Origin of the sequence: Lysinibacillus sp. NPDC093216, assembly GCF_050280325.1 — a bacterium.
GTDB lineage: Bacteria > Bacillota > Bacilli > Bacillales_A > Planococcaceae > Lysinibacillus.
The window spans coordinates 288909-306735 of the sequence record NZ_JBNNVB010000001.1; the positions used below are offsets into that span (position 1 = coordinate 288909).

Annotated in this window: 18 protein-coding genes and 1 other annotated feature; all 18 genes read right to left on the bottom strand. The window is 38.9% G+C overall.

Annotated elements, in window-relative coordinates; all coding sequences use genetic code 11:
* Nucleotides 1-405 precede the first annotated feature (405 nt).
* Entirely contained in the window at nt 406-642 is a 237-nt protein-coding gene (gene acpP, locus ACQKOG_RS01435) for an acyl carrier protein (RefSeq protein WP_036124798.1), read from the bottom strand.
* A gap of 57 nt (nt 643-699) precedes the next feature.
* Entirely contained in the window at nt 700-1446 is a 747-nt protein-coding gene (gene fabG / locus ACQKOG_RS01440) for a 3-oxoacyl-[acyl-carrier-protein] reductase (protein ID WP_402868163.1), read from the bottom strand.
* A complete protein-coding gene (gene fabD / locus ACQKOG_RS01445; protein ID WP_427444580.1) occupies nt 1439-2392 on the bottom strand; it encodes an ACP S-malonyltransferase in 954 nt (317 codons plus the stop codon). Before fabD ends, fabG begins: the two co-directional genes overlap by 8 nt.
* Nucleotides 2393-2630: 238 nt before the next feature.
* On the bottom strand, nt 2631-3623 hold the full coding sequence (gene plsX / locus ACQKOG_RS01450; protein ID WP_370075257.1) for a phosphate acyltransferase PlsX: 993 nt from the start codon (nt 3621-3623) through the stop codon (nt 2631-2633).
* Nucleotides 3620-4198 carry a transcription factor FapR gene (fapR, locus tag ACQKOG_RS01455; protein ID WP_132357884.1) on the bottom strand — a complete coding sequence of 193 codons (579 nt, stop codon included), beginning with the start codon at nt 4196-4198 and terminating at the stop codon, nt 3620-3622. Before fapR ends, plsX begins: the two co-directional genes overlap by 4 nt.
* Before the next feature lie 130 nt (nt 4199-4328).
* Nucleotides 4329-6374 (bottom strand): ATP-dependent DNA helicase RecG, encoded by a 2046-nt coding sequence (gene recG, locus ACQKOG_RS01460; protein ID WP_427444583.1) that lies wholly within the window; start codon nt 6372-6374, stop codon nt 4329-4331.
* A gap of 574 nt (nt 6375-6948) precedes the next feature.
* Nucleotides 6949-7171 (bottom strand) — a binding site (T-box leader).
* A 90-nt stretch (nt 7172-7261) separates the two neighbouring features.
* Nucleotides 7262-7786, bottom strand: a complete 525-nt coding sequence (locus tag ACQKOG_RS01465; protein ID WP_142507538.1) for a DivIVA domain-containing protein — start codon at nt 7784-7786, stop codon at nt 7262-7264.
* A gap of 95 nt (nt 7787-7881) precedes the next feature.
* Nucleotides 7882-8670, bottom strand: a complete 789-nt coding sequence (locus ACQKOG_RS01470) for an RNA-binding protein (RefSeq protein WP_370075308.1) — start codon at nt 8668-8670, stop codon at nt 7882-7884.
* Nucleotides 8671-8898: 228 nt separating this feature from the next.
* Nucleotides 8899-9177, bottom strand: a complete 279-nt coding sequence (locus tag ACQKOG_RS01475; RefSeq protein ID WP_370075309.1) for a YggT family protein — start codon at nt 9175-9177, stop codon at nt 8899-8901.
* A 20-nt stretch (nt 9178-9197) separates the two neighbouring features.
* Nucleotides 9198-9695, bottom strand: coding sequence for a cell division protein SepF (locus ACQKOG_RS01480; protein WP_370075310.1), 498 nt, complete (start codon nt 9693-9695; stop codon nt 9198-9200).
* Nucleotides 9679-10383, bottom strand: a complete 705-nt coding sequence (locus tag ACQKOG_RS01485; RefSeq protein WP_370075311.1) for a YggS family pyridoxal phosphate-dependent enzyme — start codon at nt 10381-10383, stop codon at nt 9679-9681. The genes ACQKOG_RS01480 and ACQKOG_RS01485 overlap by 17 nt, the downstream gene beginning before the upstream one ends.
* Before the next feature lie 151 nt (nt 10384-10534).
* Nucleotides 10535-10771: a PRC-barrel domain-containing protein gene (locus ACQKOG_RS01490; RefSeq protein WP_049668351.1), complete on the bottom strand. Its 237-nt coding sequence runs from the start codon at nt 10769-10771 to the stop codon at nt 10535-10537.
* A gap of 852 nt (nt 10772-11623) precedes the next feature.
* Nucleotides 11624-12397 carry an RNA polymerase sporulation sigma factor SigG gene (sigG, locus tag ACQKOG_RS01495; RefSeq protein WP_142507543.1) on the bottom strand — a complete coding sequence of 258 codons (774 nt, stop codon included), beginning with the start codon at nt 12395-12397 and terminating at the stop codon, nt 11624-11626.
* Nucleotides 12398-12511: 114 nt separating this feature from the next.
* A complete protein-coding gene (gene sigE, locus ACQKOG_RS01500) occupies nt 12512-13219 on the bottom strand; it encodes an RNA polymerase sporulation sigma factor SigE (protein ID WP_049668349.1) in 708 nt (235 codons plus the stop codon).
* A 13-nt stretch (nt 13220-13232) separates the two neighbouring features.
* A complete protein-coding gene (locus tag ACQKOG_RS01505; protein ID WP_370075312.1) occupies nt 13233-14066 on the bottom strand; it encodes a sigma-E processing peptidase SpoIIGA in 834 nt (277 codons plus the stop codon).
* A 543-nt stretch (nt 14067-14609) separates the two neighbouring features.
* Entirely contained in the window at nt 14610-14921 is a 312-nt protein-coding gene (locus tag ACQKOG_RS01510; RefSeq protein ID WP_370075313.1) for a hypothetical protein, read from the bottom strand.
* Nucleotides 14922-15096: 175 nt separating this feature from the next.
* Nucleotides 15097-16254: a cell division protein FtsZ gene (ftsZ, locus tag ACQKOG_RS01515; RefSeq protein WP_370075314.1), complete on the bottom strand. Its 1158-nt coding sequence runs from the start codon at nt 16252-16254 to the stop codon at nt 15097-15099.
* A gap of 246 nt (nt 16255-16500) precedes the next feature.
* The gene (ftsA, locus tag ACQKOG_RS01520; RefSeq protein WP_370075315.1) at nt 16501-17784 is read right to left on the bottom strand and encodes a cell division protein FtsA; all 1284 of its coding nucleotides are present in this window, start codon (nt 17782-17784) and stop codon (nt 16501-16503) included.
* Nucleotides 17785-17827: the final 43 nt, after the last annotated feature.

Sequence of the window (17827 nt, forward strand, 5' to 3'; positions counted from 1 at the left end):
GCGCAGATAAACAATGCGTCCGATGGCTTTAGGCCAACGTGATGTTGGTTACTCAGTCGTCGCCACAGGACGTGGCGTTCTTAGACTGAGTTCCTTAATATCAGTAGGTGTTAGGACACTCACAAAAAGGAACGACTATTGTATTCTTCTTACCACCTTCACAAGTGAGTGTCTTCTACTGAATAAAGATAAAAAAGAGGACGTTCACGGTTCGCTAAACGAACCATTTCGTCCTCTTTTTAAATACACCTCAGCATAGTATCTGCTCTTCCACTGAAGTAAAGCATGAGTAACTTCTGCCAAAGGCTTTAACTTTATTTAATCATAAACATTTATTGTATAATGACCGCATTCATGTCAACACCGATAGAGGTGATTAATTTCTGCTCAATAAAGTTAAACGGATTAGTTTAATTTACTTTCGATGTATGAAATTGCAGAACCAACTGTTGAAATTTTCTCAGCATCTTCATCAGAAATTTCCATATCGAATTCGTCTTCAAGCTCCATTACAAGCTCAACTACGTCTAATGAGTCAGCACCTAAATCATCACGGAAAGAAGCTTCTAGTGTAACTTCACTTTCTTCAACACCTAAACGGTCCACGATTACTTTTGTTACGCGTTCTAATACTGTAGACAAAACATTCACCTCCCCTCAATGATTATACAAAAAATCATTATCTATGACTAATTGAAATTACATTACCATACCGCCATCTATATGTAACGTTTGACCTGTCATATAGTTAGCATCATCTGAAGCTAGAAAAGCTACGGCCTTTGCAATATCCTCAGGCTGCCCAAGTTTTGCTAGAGGAATTTGCGTAAGCATACCTTGCTTTAAATCTTCTGGTAGTTGCTCAGTCATTTCAGTTTCTATAAAGCCTGGTGCAATTGCATTTACTAAAATATTACGTGATGCTAATTCCTTTGCAGTTGTTTTAGTTAACCCAATAACACCGGCTTTTGCAGCTACGTAGTTAGCTTGCCCTGCATTACCAGCTACACCGACAATCGATGAAATATTGATGATACGGCCTGCACGTTGCTTCATCATTTGACGTGTTACTGCTTTCGTACAAAGGAAAACACCTTTTAGGTTCGTATCTAGCACAGCGTCCCATTCATCTTCTTTCATACGCATTAACAAGTTATCACGCGTAATGCCCGCATTATTGACTAAAATATCAAGCGAGCCGAATGTTTTCACCGCTACATCCATTAATGCTGAAACTTCCTCTGTTTTTGAAACACTCGCTTGTACAGCTATTGCCTCGCCGCCATTCTCTTGAATCGCCGCGACAACTTCCTCTGCCTTCGCCTGTGAACCGCTGTAGTTAACGACAACTTTAGCACCCTCGTCAGCAAGCTTTAATGCAATAGATCTTCCTATTCCACGTGAAGCACCCGTTACAACAGCTACTTTACCCTCTAATTTACGCATTAATTGTCCACTCCTTCGCCGCTTCTAGTACAGCCTCTAATGATGCTTCATCATAAACGCAGTATGTTGCAACAGATCGGTCGATTTTTTTCACTAATCCACTTAATACTTTGCCTGGTCCACACTCAATAAAGACATCCACACCTTGCGCAATCATTTCACGCACAGATGCTTCCCATTGCACAGCGCTATATACTTGTTCTACTAATTCATGCTGAACAGCTGGAACATCCTCTAATCCTTTCGCCATTACATTGCCGATTACAGGAATTTGTGGAGCTGATAATGATATATCAGTCAACGCTGCTTTTAATTTTTCAGATGATGGTCGCATTAGCTCTGAATGGAATGGACCACTAACAACTAAAGGAATTGCTCGTTTTGCACCAGCTTCTTTTGCCGCTAAAGAAGCCTTTTCAACGCCTTCTTTTGTACCAGAAATAACGATTTGCCCTGGACAGTTTACATTCGCTACCTGAACTGGCTCACCTGCTGCAGATACTTTTTCAGTTACTTCATGCAGTGCCTCAAGCTCCATCCCCAGAATAGCTGCCATAGCACCTTGCCCTGCAGGTACAGCTTCATTCATATAAAGCCCCCGCTTATGCACAACAGAAACTGCATCCTCAAACGAGAGCACACCAGCGATTACTAATGCACCATATTCTCCAAGTGAATGTCCAGCTGCAAAATTTGGTGTTATACCTGCCGCACGTAATTTTTCTGCAACCATTACACCAGTAGTTAAGAGTGCCGGTTGTGCATGGTAAGTCAATGTTAGCTCCTCAGCTGGTCCCTCTAACATCAGCTTAGATAGCTCAAAGCCAAGCGATTGATTTGCACGCTCATAAAATGCTTTACTTTCTGCCGCATTCTCAATAAACTCTTGCCCCATCCCAACTACTTGAGAACCTTGTCCTGGAAAAATAAATGCTATTTTCGTCATTTTTTATTAATCCCCTTTTTAATCAATTATGCCTCGGCCTAATTTGCGTCCGCCGGAGGCTTTAGGCCAACATGATGTTGGTCACTCAGTCGTGTGTTGTTGCTGACACTGCGCTTTCGCACAGATAAAACCCTATTGCTGTCGCTTCGCTTTCGCACACATAAATTGCCACAGGACGTGGCGTTCTTAGACTGAGTTCCTCTATTTCAGTGGGTGTTTGGACACCCGCTGAAATAAGTTAATCAATTTCTAAGTGACGTACTGTATCTGTAATCGTCGAGATGACTGTATGCTCAACCATCGTATTTGCTTGGCGAATTGCACTGTATATTGCTTTGGCATTGGATGAGCCGTGCGCCTTAATGACAGGTGCTTGCAAACCAAACAAGCCTGCACCACCGTACTCTGTGTAATCCATTTTATTTTTTAGGTCACGTAAATTATTTTTCATAAGTGCTGCCGAAATTTTCGTTTTTGTTGAAGACATAAACGCTTCTTTTAGCATTGAAAATAACGCGCCAGCAGTACCTTCGATCGATTTCAGCACCATATTACCTGTAAAGCCATCTGTTACAACAACATCCGCTACCCCTTCAAGTAAATCTCGAGCTTCAACATTACCAATAAAATTTAAATCAGCTTCTTTTAATAAGCCAAAAGCTGCCTTCGTTAATTCATTCCCTTTTTTATCTTCAGTACCGATATTCAATAAGCCGATACGTGGCTTTTGTAAGCCTCCTACCTTTTTCGCATAAATATCGCCCATAATCGCATATTGCAATAAATGCTCAGGTCGTGCGTCCGCATTTGCCCCTAAATCGAGCATTAAAAAGCCCTTACCATCTAAAGTAGGAAGTGTAGTGGCTAGAGCAGGTCTAGCAATCCCTTCAATACGTCCTACTTTAAATAAGCCTCCTGCCATTAAAGCACCTGTATTACCCGCTGAAAGACAAGCATCCGCCTTTCCTTCTTCAACCGCATCCATCATGCGTGCCATGGATGAATCCTTTTTACGACGAACAGCACGTGCTGGATCGTCTGTTCCTTCGACAACTTCATCACACTGTACTACAGTTAATCGATCATGTATTTTTAAAAATGGTTCAAGCTTTTGCTGCTGACCATATAATTGAATTTCTAAATCTGGAATTTGTTCTAATGCTAATAACGCACCTTCAACAACTGATTTTGGTGCGTTGTCTCCACCCATTCCATCAAGCGCTAATTTCATTGTTGTTCACCTTTACCTTTCGTGCGGTACATATCAAATTCACCAACAAAAACTGTTTCACCGTTAACAGTGGACGTTAACTCTACTTTTGTACGATGATTTTTTTCATCACGTCCGATAACGATCGCTTTTGTAATAACACGATCTCCAGCTCTAACAGGTTTCACAAAGGTAATGTTAGAATGTACTGTTAATGCTAGTTCGTCGTCAATTACTGCTACCGCTAATGAGTTTGCCTGTGCAAACAAATGATGTCCACGTGCGATGCCATTGCGCTGAAAAACATGTTCTTCTTTTACGTCAAAAATAGATAATGCACGATTATCCAATTCAATATCAATTATTTCTCCGATCACTTCATCAATCGGTAGTGATTTAACTTCATTTTCATAGGTTTTCGAAGCAACATCTTTAATTCGTTCTCGTAATTCCGGAATAGATAATTCCATACGATCTAAACGAATTGTTTGGACACTAACCTGAAACTGTGTTGCTAGCTGTTCATCTGTGACGAATGGATTATCAGCTATCGTTTCGGATAATTGTCGCTGTCGCTCTTTTTTCGTTCGTCTCAACATCATTCGCCACCTTTTTAGTTGTTATTAGCACTTGGTACTAATATCAGTATATAGAGTATAAAAAAAGAATGCAAGACTTGTTTTTAAAACAAGCGCTCACATTCCTAATTGAACATCAAAGATTCAGTTAATCGAAGCGGTCCCCTTGTAAAACACCTGAATTTTCAAGCATTTCACGCAAATATTTGTACTCATCATCATGCCAAAAAGCATCCGTCTCAAGCATATCCGTTGCATCTTTTCTCGCAGTTTCTAGTATGCGATAATCGTGCACTAAATCCGCTACTTTAAAATCAGGCAAACCACTTTGTTTACGCCCAAAGAAATCACCTGGACCACGTAATTCCAAATCCTTTTCAGCTAGGCGGAAGCCGTCATTCGTTTCCGTCATCGACTGCATTCGCTCTTTACCTTCATCGGATTTTGGATCTGCTAGTAACACACAATATGACTGATGTTCACCACGCCCAACACGCCCACGCAGCTGATGCAACTGTGCTAAGCCGAAGCGTTCAGCGTCATAAATAATCATAAAAGTTGCATTCGGTACGTTAACTCCTACCTCGACAACAGTTGTAGACACGAGCACATGAATAGTTCCCTCACTAAAGGCTCGCATGACAGCGTCTTTTTCATCCGCTGATAGGCGACCATGCATTAATCCGACATTGTAACGCCCATTAAAATATGTTGCAAGTTGCTCATAGATTTCTACAGCATTTTGTACATCCAGCTTGTCTGATTCCTCGATTAGTGGACAAATAGCATAAGCCTGTCTACCTGCAGCAAGCTCTAATTCTAGCTTTGACATAACAGAGCCAAATTGCTCTTTTTTCATCCAATGCGTTTCAATTTGCTTACGCCCCGCTGGCATTTCATCAATCATTGAAACATCCATTTCTCCAAATGCTGTAATCGCGAGTGTACGCGGGATTGGTGTCGCCGTCATAAAGAGTACATCTGGATTTTCCCCTTTATCACGCAATATTCTACGCTGCTCTACACCAAAACGATGCTGTTCATCTGTTATAACAAAACCAAGTTTGTAAAAAACAACATCAGGCTGAATTAGCGCATGTGTACCAATTAAAATATCTATGTCTCCGTTTGCCAGTTCTTCTAAAAGTAAACGACGCTCCTTTGCTTTCGTCGATCCTGATAGTAAAGCTACACGTACGCCAAACGGCTCAAACCATTCCTTTAAATTTTCAGCATGCTGCTCAGCTAAAATTTCCGTCGGCGCCATTAACGCCCCTTGAAAACCAGCAGTTACAGCAGCATATAAACATATTGCCGCAACAACTGTTTTCCCCGACCCTACATCACCTTGAAGTAAGCGGTTCATACGATGTGGCTCTTTCAAATTTTTACAAATTTCATTGACAACGCGTTTTTGCGCACCTGTTAATTCATAGGGTAATGACGCGATAAAAGCACGTAACTTTTGCAAATCAAACTGTATAACTGTACCGCGCTCACTATCTTTCCTAATTTTACGTAACGCTTGAATACGTACTTGAAAGTTTAGTAACTCTTCATAGGCAAAACGTCTTCTAGCCTGTTTCGCATGCCCAGCATCAACAGGGAAATGAATTCCCTCAAGCCCTTCACGCATTGTAGCAAGCTTATAATCGGCTTGTAAATGCTGCGGAACAGCATCCGGTATCTCTGCACCAAACTCATCTAATGCTTGTCGCATATATTTACGAAAACGCTTTTGTGGAATCAAACCTTTTAGACTATAAACAGGTTCAAAGTCAACTTGATCTGTCTTAGGGCCAAACGTTACAGACGTTCCATTGATTACTTGTCTGCCACGGTCCCATTTTCCCGTAACGGTTATAATAGCTCCCGGTACAAGCTTTTGCTTCAAATAGCCTTGATTAAAAAAAACAACCTTAACTAAATGTCGACCTGCCAGCACCGTGACTTGTAATCGTGATTTATTGCGACCTAAAAACAGTACTGTCGGTTCCCGTTCAACTTTACACTCAACTGTGACACGTTCATTATGTGGTGTTTGTGCTAAATCCTTTAAACGAAAATCCTCATGTCGATGCGGAAATGTCCATAACAAATCCGCAATCGTCTCGATGCCCAATGCCTCTAAATGCCCTGCTGTTTCTTTCCCGATTCCCTTTAATTCAGTAACGGGATTCGTTAGATCAGTCACCTTGCACGACAGCTCCTCCAAAGTTTTTCACCACAAGTACTTTACCTATAGTCATTCGTATAACCATACTATTTTTCAGCATATGAGTTTTCCCCTTTCTTACGATTACTCTTAGCTTTCATAATAATGTTGTTTGCATTTAACACTTTTGAATAAAACATACTAAGCATTTTATATATTCAATATCATTATATAACTTTTCATTTTCAGTAAGATAGCAATTCAGTTGATTAATAGTTAATTATATCGCATGAATAATCACTTTTTCATCCCAATACATTTTCTTGGTGATACTCCATATTCTTGACTCATCACCATAAAGCGTGGTTGATTTCCGTTCCGGCTGGGCGCTTTCCTGGGGGCGTCCGATGAGCCGCTTCGCTTCGCTGCAGGGTCTCATCTGTGACGCTAATCCCCAAGGAGTCGCCCGGCCTACACTCCAATCAACTTATATACATGACATACGTTTTGTGAAATACCATCCTCAAGTTCTATTTATCGGCAAAATCAACACGTTTTAACAACAGAAGTATAAGTTACCTCCATTTGAACATAAAAAAGCCTCTCAATCCCTCAAAGGGACGAGAAGCTTATACTCGCGGTACCACCCTAATTGTAGCACAAAATTGTACTACCACTCTTAAAGCACGTTAACGTTGTGCATCACGAAATAACTTACTACATTCAGTTATTTTAGCTCAGAAGTGATGTTCATTGTTATTTGCTTGTTCGGGCTCACACTATCCCCAAATCGCTTACCTACGCCTAACAAATACTGTCTTCGTCTCTGCCTGTTTTGCATATGTGTTCAAAATAATTACTATTACATTAGTATATGAAAATCATACAATCACGTCAAGTTTCACTTATTGCTACCTAATATAGGATTAAACTTGATCGGCTTCCTGTGCTTCTTCAACAGATGCTTGAATTTCAGTAAGGTCAATATCGTATTGTAGCAAATGGTCCCAATCGTCTGCATTTAGTAAATCCAGTTGTGCCTCTACAAGCATTTTAAAACGATTACGGAATACCTTTGATTGCTTTTTCAGCTCATCAATTTCAATTGTTACTTTACGAGCCTTTGTTAAAGCCTCATTGATAATACGATCAGCATTTTTTTCTGCTTCCTTCACAATGAGTTTAGCCTCTTTTTGAGAATTTCTTCGTACTTCATCAGCTGCTTCTTGTGCAACAACAATTGATTTTTGTAACGTTTCCTCTAATGTGTTAAAATGTCTCGCTTGTTCTAAGGAAATTTCTAGTTGTCTGTCTACTTCCTTTTTTTCACGTAACAAAATTTCATAATCTTTGATAATTTGATCTAAAAATTCATTTACTTCATCTTCAGCATAACCTCTGAAAGATTTAGTAAACTCCTTATTATGTATATCAATAGGTGATAATGGCATACGATCCTTCTCTCCTTTACATGTACATTCGTACTTTCTATTATACAATTGTTCCAACAACTTAGCAGTAAAAATTAATGAAATTTACTTGATTTTTAGCTTTTTTGGGTCAATCGACCGATTTGTAAACGAATTTTATCTTTTTTTGTACGACCTTCAGTCATCATCATTTTTATTCGACCGCTTCCGCGTACAGATAAAATATCTCCTTCTTGTAATTCAAAAGCAACTGTATCCCGTTCAGTCCAATTGACACGTACCTTTTTACCTGTAATTAATGCTTGTGCCTTCTGACGAGAAATTTTTAAAACCGTTGAGATAATCACATCTAAACGCATAGAAGAAACCGTATGAGATTCTTCTAGCCACTCATCCTCGTTTTGTAGCAATGACTCCGTCTCTTTAATCGATTCTACATGTACCTTTACCTTGCCGATGCCTGTTAAATGTAAGCGTACATAATCAGCTACCTCAATCGCTACTACAAATTGTACAAGATGGTCATTGACACGAATATCACCGAATTTGCCACGATCCAATCCTAAAGATAACAAAGCTCCAAGGACATCTGGATGTCCTAATTGGACAAATTTCACAGGATATTGAATCGTAAATACTGTAAGCTGAAAATCTTCCTCCATAGGCTCATAATAAGTAGGATAAATCAGCATGCGTTGTCTTTCTGCTTCATCAAAGAGCCCAGCACTAGCTGTTTTTAATGTGTCATACTGTCCAATTATCGATGCTACAATAAAGCGCTGTCGAGGATCTAGAAAATCCGTAAGCTTTGGAGCATATCGATCCTCTACCTCATGCTGCCAGCCCATAACCTGTTCAATGAAAGGCTGTTCATCTTTTCTAAAATGCTGTATTAAATGCTCCATATAACTTCACCTCTATTATCACTCTTTTATTTGTACAATTTCATTGGTATTTTAAGGATATCTAAAAAATAGGCTCACAGGGGGCACGGGGCGTCCGACGAGCCGCCTCGCTTCGCTCCAGGGTCTCGCTACTCACGCTTAGGAATTCTAGGGGATCACCACTAAATTGTTTAAATTAAGTATTCCCCATAAATAAAAAATCCCCACCATTCGTGAGGATTTCTTATATTAAAACATAAAGTATATTTTTTGAATTACAATAAAAAGCCCATTTTTAATAAAATTAAGCATAAAAATTGCCACAATTGGTGAAATGTCAATCATCCCGATTGGAGGGATGAATTTCCTGAAAATCCCCAAATAAGGCTCGCATACTTTTTTAAGGAAACGGCCAATTGCTGAATCTTGTACAGCAGGCACCCATGACATTAAAACATATCCAACTAACATATAAGAATACACGTTAAATGCTAATGATATATAACCTAGAATTATCCATAAATCCATATAAACTACAATCCTCGCTATTAATTATCGTCTAAAATAAAATTCGAAATTTCGCCAGACACTTCTACATTATCAGGTGTGCATAGGAAAATATCTTTACCGATTCTTTGAATATCACCGCTAAGCGCATAAACTGTGCCACTTAAAAAATCAATAATCCGTACACCTTGTTCTCGCTCAATACGTTGTAAATTGACAATCGTTGCACGCTTATTTTTTAAGTGTTCCGCAATATCCTGAGCTTCGGCATAAACTCTAGGTTCAACTAAGACAACTTTTGCGCCTTTAGAATTCATGGCTGCCTGCAAACTTACTATGTTGTTTGTAGGTGTTGTACTTTGCGGAAAAATTTCCTGAACCGGTGCTTTACGCTCCTTCATCATTTTTTTAGGCTTCGCAGATTGAATCTGTTGCTGTTGTTGTACGGGTTGTTGCTGTTGAATAGGAGCTTGCGTGATTTCTTCTTCTAGTTCTTCCTCAAGATAAAAGAAATTTTTAATTTTATTTTTCATGCTCATCCTGTTCCCTTCTTTCATTTCCAACAAGAGCCGTTCCAACTCGAACAAATGTAGCCCCTTCTTCTACCGCAATTTCAAAGTCATTAGACATGCCCATTGATAACTCGGTACAAGGAGCGTGCGCGAATCCTTGCTCGGCTATTTGCTGTTGACATTGTTTTAATTGCTTAAAAACAGAGCGAATAATTGTATCCTCATCTGTGTTTGGTGCCATTGTCATTAAACCAACAACTTGAATTTTTGTAAAATCCTTTAATGATTCAATAAAAGGCAGAACTTCTTCAATCGATAAACCATGTTTTGCTTCTTCGCCAGATACATTAACTTGTACAAAACATTTGACAGGTTTGTCTGCTCTTTTTTCAATTTCCTGCGCTAAACCTAAACGATCTAATGAATGTAAAAAATCAATACTGTTAATAACTTGTCTGACCTTACGTGTTTGTAAAGACCCGATATAATGCCAATGTACATCAGCTTGAATCGTTTCAATTTTACGATTTAAGCCTTCAGGACGGTTCTCACCTAAATGTATAAGCCCTGCATCAATTGCTTCTTGTGTTCTTTCTACAGAAACTTCTTTTGTCACTGCAATAATTTGGACTTTTTCTGTTTCACGATTTGCACGTTTTTTTGCTGTTTGTATAAGATCATTAATTTTCTTCAAATTTGCTAAGATTTTTGTCAATGTTTTTCCCAACTTTACAACAATAGTTTCTTTTATTGTAACAAGCAATGCTTGAATTATCAATGAATAGCCTGACCTATGTGAAAGTCCTTATACCCTACCTATGCTTTAAAATTGCTTAAATATTTTAATATGCAAAATATTTTTCTCTTTAGGATAATGCTTTTACTAAAATTACATCTTTCCCCACTACAAGTACATCTTTCATATACACTTTCCTAACAGATTCTTCTCCGCGAAAAAAGCCTAGATATTTACGGGGTTCAGCAATCATAAAAGCCGTTACATAGCCTGTTTCTTTGGATACCTCTGCATCTACCACAAATCCTAAAAAGCGTCCATTACCTGCTTCAATAACTTCTTTTTGCTGTAACATTGAGAAACGCATTTTATCCCTCCCTAAATCAATTACTCTCAACATCGTTTTATCTCAACAAACTATGTTTTCTCTTTATATTTATGTGTTTATTGTTGTTTAAATGAACATGAAATGATTAAGGAATCTCTCTTTGGCAAAAAGAAGAGATAATTTCCGTTCCAGGCTACTCACTTTCCTGTGGGCGAGCGTCGAGCCGCTTTTGTTTTCGCACAGAAAACATCCGCTCCGTGCAGGGTCTCACCTGTCTCGCTTTTCCCATGAGAGTCGAGTAGCCTTCCATTCCAATCAATGATAGTGCAGTACTTTTAATTTATGCAATTAAGAATGAACGCTATGGCCACTTACCATAATCAAACAGAATTGAGAATGTTATTGTACATCTGCTGCGCAAACATTTTGCATACTATCACTATAAATTAAAGAGTGAAATGCTAAAAGACACTTACTAATGAATTGATTGGAGTCGAGACTGGGCAACATAAAAAAGTAAAAGGATTCACTCACAGTTTTGTGTGTGAATCCTTTTTGTTCTTCTGAAGGAGGATGTCGATAAAAATTAAAAGTTAGGTGATAAAACGTGAAAGTTGGTAGATAAAATTTAAAAGTTGGTAGATAAAACATGAAAATTGGTAGATAAAATTTAAAAGTTGGTAGATAAAACGTAAAAGCGGCTCATCGGGCGCCCCAGGAAGCTTTGCTCTTCGCGAAAGCGAAGCGACAGCGGCAATTGTTTTCTGTAGCGAAAGCAAAGCGGCAGCTACAAAGCGCCCAGTCGGAACGGAAATCAACCCCTGCCCTACTTAATTTATACCATTGATATAAATTAAAATGCGCACCCTAAATTCGGATGCGCATTGTTTTTTACTTATAATCTTTCTGCATTGTTTCAATTGCATTTTTTTCTAGACGTGAAATTTGCGCTTGAGAAATCCCCAATTCTTTTGCAATTTCAGTTTGTGTCTCACCGTAATAAAAACGCTTTGCAACAATCATTTGTTGACGATCATCTAACTTTTGCAAACTTTCCTTTACTGACACGTAGGCAACCCATTGATCTTCTGATACATCATCATCACGTAATTGGTCCATCATATAAACAGCGTCTCCACCGTCTGAATAAATGGGTTCCTGTAAGGAAACTGGGTCTTGAATGGCATCTAAAGCAAATAAAACATCTTCCTTTTTCATGTCAATCATCTCAGCAATTTCTTCAATTGTTGGCTCTCGTAAATTATCGGTTATCCATTGTTCTTTTGCCTGCATTGCCTTGTATGCAATATCTCTTAGAGAACGAGAAACGCGCAATGCATGATGATCACGCAGATGGCGACGAATTTCACCAATGATCATTGGAACAGCATATGTTGAAAATCGTACATTATGCTTCAAATCAAAATGATCAATAGCTTTCATGAGGCCAATACAGCCTACCTGAAATAAATCATCTGCCTGTTCACCCCTGTAGGCAAATCTACCGACTATACTGAGCACTAACCTTAAATTGCACATTACAAGCTCTTCCCTAATCTCATTTTCTCCAGCTTGTAAACGAATGAATAGTTCCTTCATTTCCTCGTGTTTTAAAATTGGCAAAGTCGATGTATCTAAGCCGCAAAGATCAACTTTAGTTCGCATATTCGATTCCTCCGGATGTTATTCTCTGACTAAACCGTTACATCAGTTTGTCCGAGAGAAACGAGAATATGCACAAAAGCTACGACCAATTTTAGGTAGGTTAAATTTCCCTCCCTAAGATATTGGCTGATTCAGATTTTCACGTAAATCTTGAATAATTTTCTTCTCTAATCGGGAAATATAAGATTGCGAAATGCCTAAATGATCAGCAACTTCTTTTTGAGTCATTTCAATTTTTCCATTGAGACCAAAACGACATTCCATAATATATCGTTCACGTGCACCTAGTAAATTTATGGCATGAAACATATGTTGACGCTCAATTTTCTTCTCTACATTGTCTAAAATAATATGCTCTTCCGTTCCTAAAATATCAGACAATAACAACTCATTTCCATCAGCATCGGAGTTTAATGGTTCATCTAGTGAAACTTCACCCTTCATGCGACTTGTTTTACGTAAATGCATCAAAATCTCATTTTCAATACAACGAGATGCGTATGTGGCAAGCTTAATATTTTTATCTGTATTGAACGTTTCAATCGCCTTTATTAAACCGATAGAGCCAATACTTATTAAATCCTCAATCGGCGTACCCGTATTATCAAAACGTCTAGCAATATAAACAACAAGACGTAAATTACGTTCAATTAGTGTATCTCTAGCTCGTAAATCACCATTCATAAAGGATGCAATGACTGTAACTTCTTCTTCTCGACTTAATGGCACTGGCAATGAATCATTTCCCCCTATATAGTACGTTTCACGACTCCGAAACTTACTCCAAAATTTTTTCAAGCTAGCAAGTAGCCTAAGAAGCAATAGTTCTCCCCCTCTATGAGTTATTTGAAAGCGCTGAAAAATGTAAAATTGCTGCTGTGCTATGTGGAAAATTTTTAGCCTTTTTTGTTAAAACGATATATTCATTCGATTTCACTTGTGAGTGCTCCCCCTTTATATGCCACTCTTCAAAGCGAAAACCTAATACAACCGATTGCTGTTGTACTGTATTGACATGAATAAATCGAATGTAACGCTGATAATCTTCTGAAAACATGGATACATTATACGGATCAGTTTCTTGCCATTCTAACAATGATTTGCTAAATGCTGCAGGTAAATGTGGACGTAGTGCTGAATAAGAGACAAAGTGAACAGGTTTTCCTGAAAGTGGCTCAATCGCTTGATTTCCCGTATCCACAAATGCAGAAAGCGGTATCTTTACATCAAAAATTTTTAACGTTGTATCAAACACAAACTGACCACTTAACCGCTCAAGCTTTACAAATCCCCATTGCTTATAAAAAGCTACAAGATTACCAACAGCTAATAGTAGGCAAATAATTATAAAATGGACAACAGAAAGATTCTTTAAATACGGTTGTAATGCTGTTAATAATCCACCAATAATAATTGTTGCTGTTAAAACGATCGGTCCTTGCTTTTGAAAGCTTCGAATCTTGAAGCGAAAAGCTAGTCCAATCAGTAAGATAAAGCTCAGTAGCGTCGTCAACAGCATTTGTCCACCTATTACAGCTACAAAACTACTACAAATAGAACTCATTAATAATCTCGTGTTCTTTACAAAAACCCCTGTTACTTTTGCCGTAAACTTGAGTATCGCTAGATTAAAAAGTGTATTAATGAGCACCAGCCATTCTCCATACATAACAGCCGCCTCCTACATACAAAGTTAGCATGTTACTCCCACAAATATTGTCAAACAATCGCATCATTTCATTAAAATGTTTTGACAAAATACATCTTTTCCTTACACATTTGAACATAATTAATTTTTTAGACGTTGAAAATGGTCAAGGAAATTTTTATGAATGTTGGAGCGTTTTATATGAGGATGATTTCTGTTCAGGCTATTCGCCGCTTTTCTGAGAGGCGAACGTCGAGCCGTTTCCTCCACTATTGTTGTTGCCATGTGAATCAGTCGATTTACGTTCCGACTAGGCTACATAATGAAGTGAGGCTGGGACAAATGTGTTTCAGCCAACAAAAATACCGAACTATCCAATGAAACTCTCATGAAGTGTTTCGGAATAGTTCGGTTTTTCTATTTATCGTGTTTTGTTAATTTAGAGATTATTCGGCTTTATGAAGGAACCATTTAGTTATGTCCCAGCCCCTTTGCTCTTTTGAAGGTGGATGTCGATAAAAATTAAAAGTTGGGTGATAAAACGTGAAAGTTAGTCGATAAAATTTAAAAGTTGGGCGATAATTCCTGAAAGTGTTTCGATAAAACTAAAAAGTTGGATGTCATTTTGTTAAAAGGTATGTCATGTGAATTGGTTGATTGGAGTGAAGACTGAGCGACTCCTTGGGGATCATCAAATAGAGGAACAAAGGCTAAAACCATCACGTCCTGTGATAACGCCTTCATGACCAACATCGGTGCTGCTGCCGCTTCGCTTTCGCGCAAAAAACATCTGTTGGCCCGAGACTCTGCAGCGAAGCGAATGTTTTCTGTGCGAAAGCGTAGTGCTAACGTAGCGGCAGCAACAAAGCGGCTCATCGGACACCCCCAGGAAGCTCTGCTCTGTGCGAAAGCACAAAGCGCTCAGTCGGAACGGAAATCAACCCCTCGTTTTGCAGAAAAGCCATACTGTATTTAATGTTTCATATCAACACAAAAAGCTCGTATTTCACATAATGTAAAATACGAGCTTTTTAGAAGGTTGGATGCTGATTTATCCGCGATTTTTACGGTTACGTAAAAATGCTGGTACCTCAAGCGTGTCATCCTGTACATAATTTTGTTGGTTTTGACGTGGTTGCTCTTGTTGTACGTGCACCTCTTGACGTTGCTCACGAATCGGAGCTTGCTGTTGCGGTGCAGCATTTCTATTTGCATTTAACGTCGGTCTTGTAACATTACGCTGTTGCTGTAGAGCTTCCTCTGAGAAACCAGTCGCAATTACTGTCACAATAATTTCATCCTTTAGATTTTCGTTAATAACAGAACCGAAAATCATATTTACTTCTTCATCTGATGCTGATGCTACAATATCTGCAGCCTCTTGTACTTCAAATAGGCTAAGATTTGAGCCACCAGTAATATTCATGAGGACACCTTTAGCGCCATCAATTGATGATTCAAGTAAAGGACTTGAAATAGCTTTCTTAGCTGCTTCTGCAGCACGGTTTTCACCTGTAGCAATACCAATACCCATTAACGCTGAACCTTTGTTAGACATAATAGTTTTTACGTCTGCAAAGTCTAAGTTAATAAGACCTGGTGTTGCAATTAAATCTGAAATACCTTGTACACCTTGTCGTAAAACATTATCTGCTTCACGGAAGGCCTCTAGCATTGGCGTAGATTTATCGACAATTTGTAATAGCTTGTCGTTCGGAATGACGATTAAAGTATCAACAGACTCTTTCATGCCACCAATACCACCGATAGCTTGTGTTTGTCGTTTGCGACCTTCAAACGTAAATGGACGTGTTACAACACCGACTGTAAGAGCTCCTAAATCGCGAGAAATTTGTGCGATTACTGGCGCGGCACCGGTACCAGTTCCTCCGCCCATTCCAGCTGTAACGAATACCATATCTGCCCCACGTAGAACCTCTTCTAATTGTTCACGACTCTCTTCAGCAGCTTTTTTCCCTACTTCAGGATTTGCACCTGCACCTAATCCACGTGTAAGTTTTGTACCAATTTGTAGCTTTATTTCTGCTTTCGATAAATTTAGCGCCTGTGCATCTGTGTTTACTGCGATAAAGTCAACACCTTGTACACCATGTTCTATCATTCGGTTGACAGCGTTGTTACCGCCGCCACCAACACCAATGACTTTTATTACTGCAAGTTGATCAACACTTGTATCAAATTCTAACATTTCTTTTTCCTCCCACGGTAACTCGACTCTGTATCATTCATTACGCATTCAAGATCAATTATGCCTCGGTATAATTGCGTCCGGAATCGGCTTTGTGCTGGCACAAAGAACTCCTTTCCGATTCCGTGACATCCGCCGGAGGCATTAACTTCTTTCAGCAGGTGTTTGGACATCTGCTGAAAAGTAGCTTAAATCCGCATTCATCTCTCACCACCTATAGAGGTGGGAGACTTCTGCTGAAAGAAGTTAATCAAAAAATTTATCAAATAATTTTTTTGCTCTTCCGATTACGCTTCCTTTTGATTCTGAAGGTGCAGCATATTCTTGCTTCTTAGGTGTGGCTGTAGGGGATCCTACAACTGCATATTCAATAGGCTGCGTATTAGTACCTTTTCCATAAAAATCATCTTCTAAATAGGCGTAACGAATAAGTCCAACTGCCGTCGTAAATGAAGGCTCTCTAACGCCAATATAGTCAGGTGTATATATTCTAACACGTGTTTGCAGAATCTGGCGTGCCAGTTGAGCAATTCCCTCAAGCTTTGCAACGCCTCCTGTCAAAACAACACCGCCTGGTAAATCTCTAACACCTAGACGGGCTAACTCGTCGATGACTAACTCAAATAATTCTTCCAAACGAGCGCCAATTATTTCTGATATAAAGCGCTGACTGTACTGATCTGTTGAATCTGTCCCTACAACCGGTACTTCGAAGAGTTCATCATCTGATGCGTCATCATAAAAGGCATGTCCAAATTGATGTTTAATTTGTTCTGCCTGTTCTGTTGGTGTTTTTAAGACGATTGAAATATCTTTCGTAATATGATCGCCACCAACTGGTATGACACCCGTATGAGTTAACAGTCCTTCTTCGAATACTGTGATAGTCGTTGAACCGCCTCCTAAATCAATGAAAGCGGTACCTTGGTTTTTTTCATCCTCTGTTAATGCAAAGTAACCTGCTGCTAATGGTTGTAAATAGATTTCTCGAATACTTAGACCTGCACGTTCTACACAACGTAATACATTGTGTAAAAGTGTTTTGGAAGTTGTGATCATTGTGGCATCCATTTCTAAACGAATACCAATCATACCTCGTGGATCTTTGATTTCATCTAAATTATCCACAATAAATTGTCTTGGAATAATATTTACTAATTCACGTTCAGGAGGTATTGACATGACTTGTGCAGATTCTACCACTCTATCTAAATCATCATCTGTAATTTCTCTATTTTCACTATTTACAGCGACAACACCTTTAACTAGCTGTAACATCGTCTGGTTAGCAGGAACACCTAAAACGACTTCATTAATTTGATACCCTGTCATTCGTTCAGCTTGCTCTATTGCTTTTCGAATCGATTGAACTGTTGCATCAATATCAACAATTGCACCTTTTCGAACTCCATTCGATTTTACATTTCCGACACCAATTACATGTAATTGGCCGTCGCTCATTTCACCTATTAATACCTTGATAGAGGAAGACCCTATATCAAGAGAAATATATAAATCTTGCTGATTCAATTAGCTGCACCTCCTTGAAAAAATGCTCTTATTCTCATTCTAT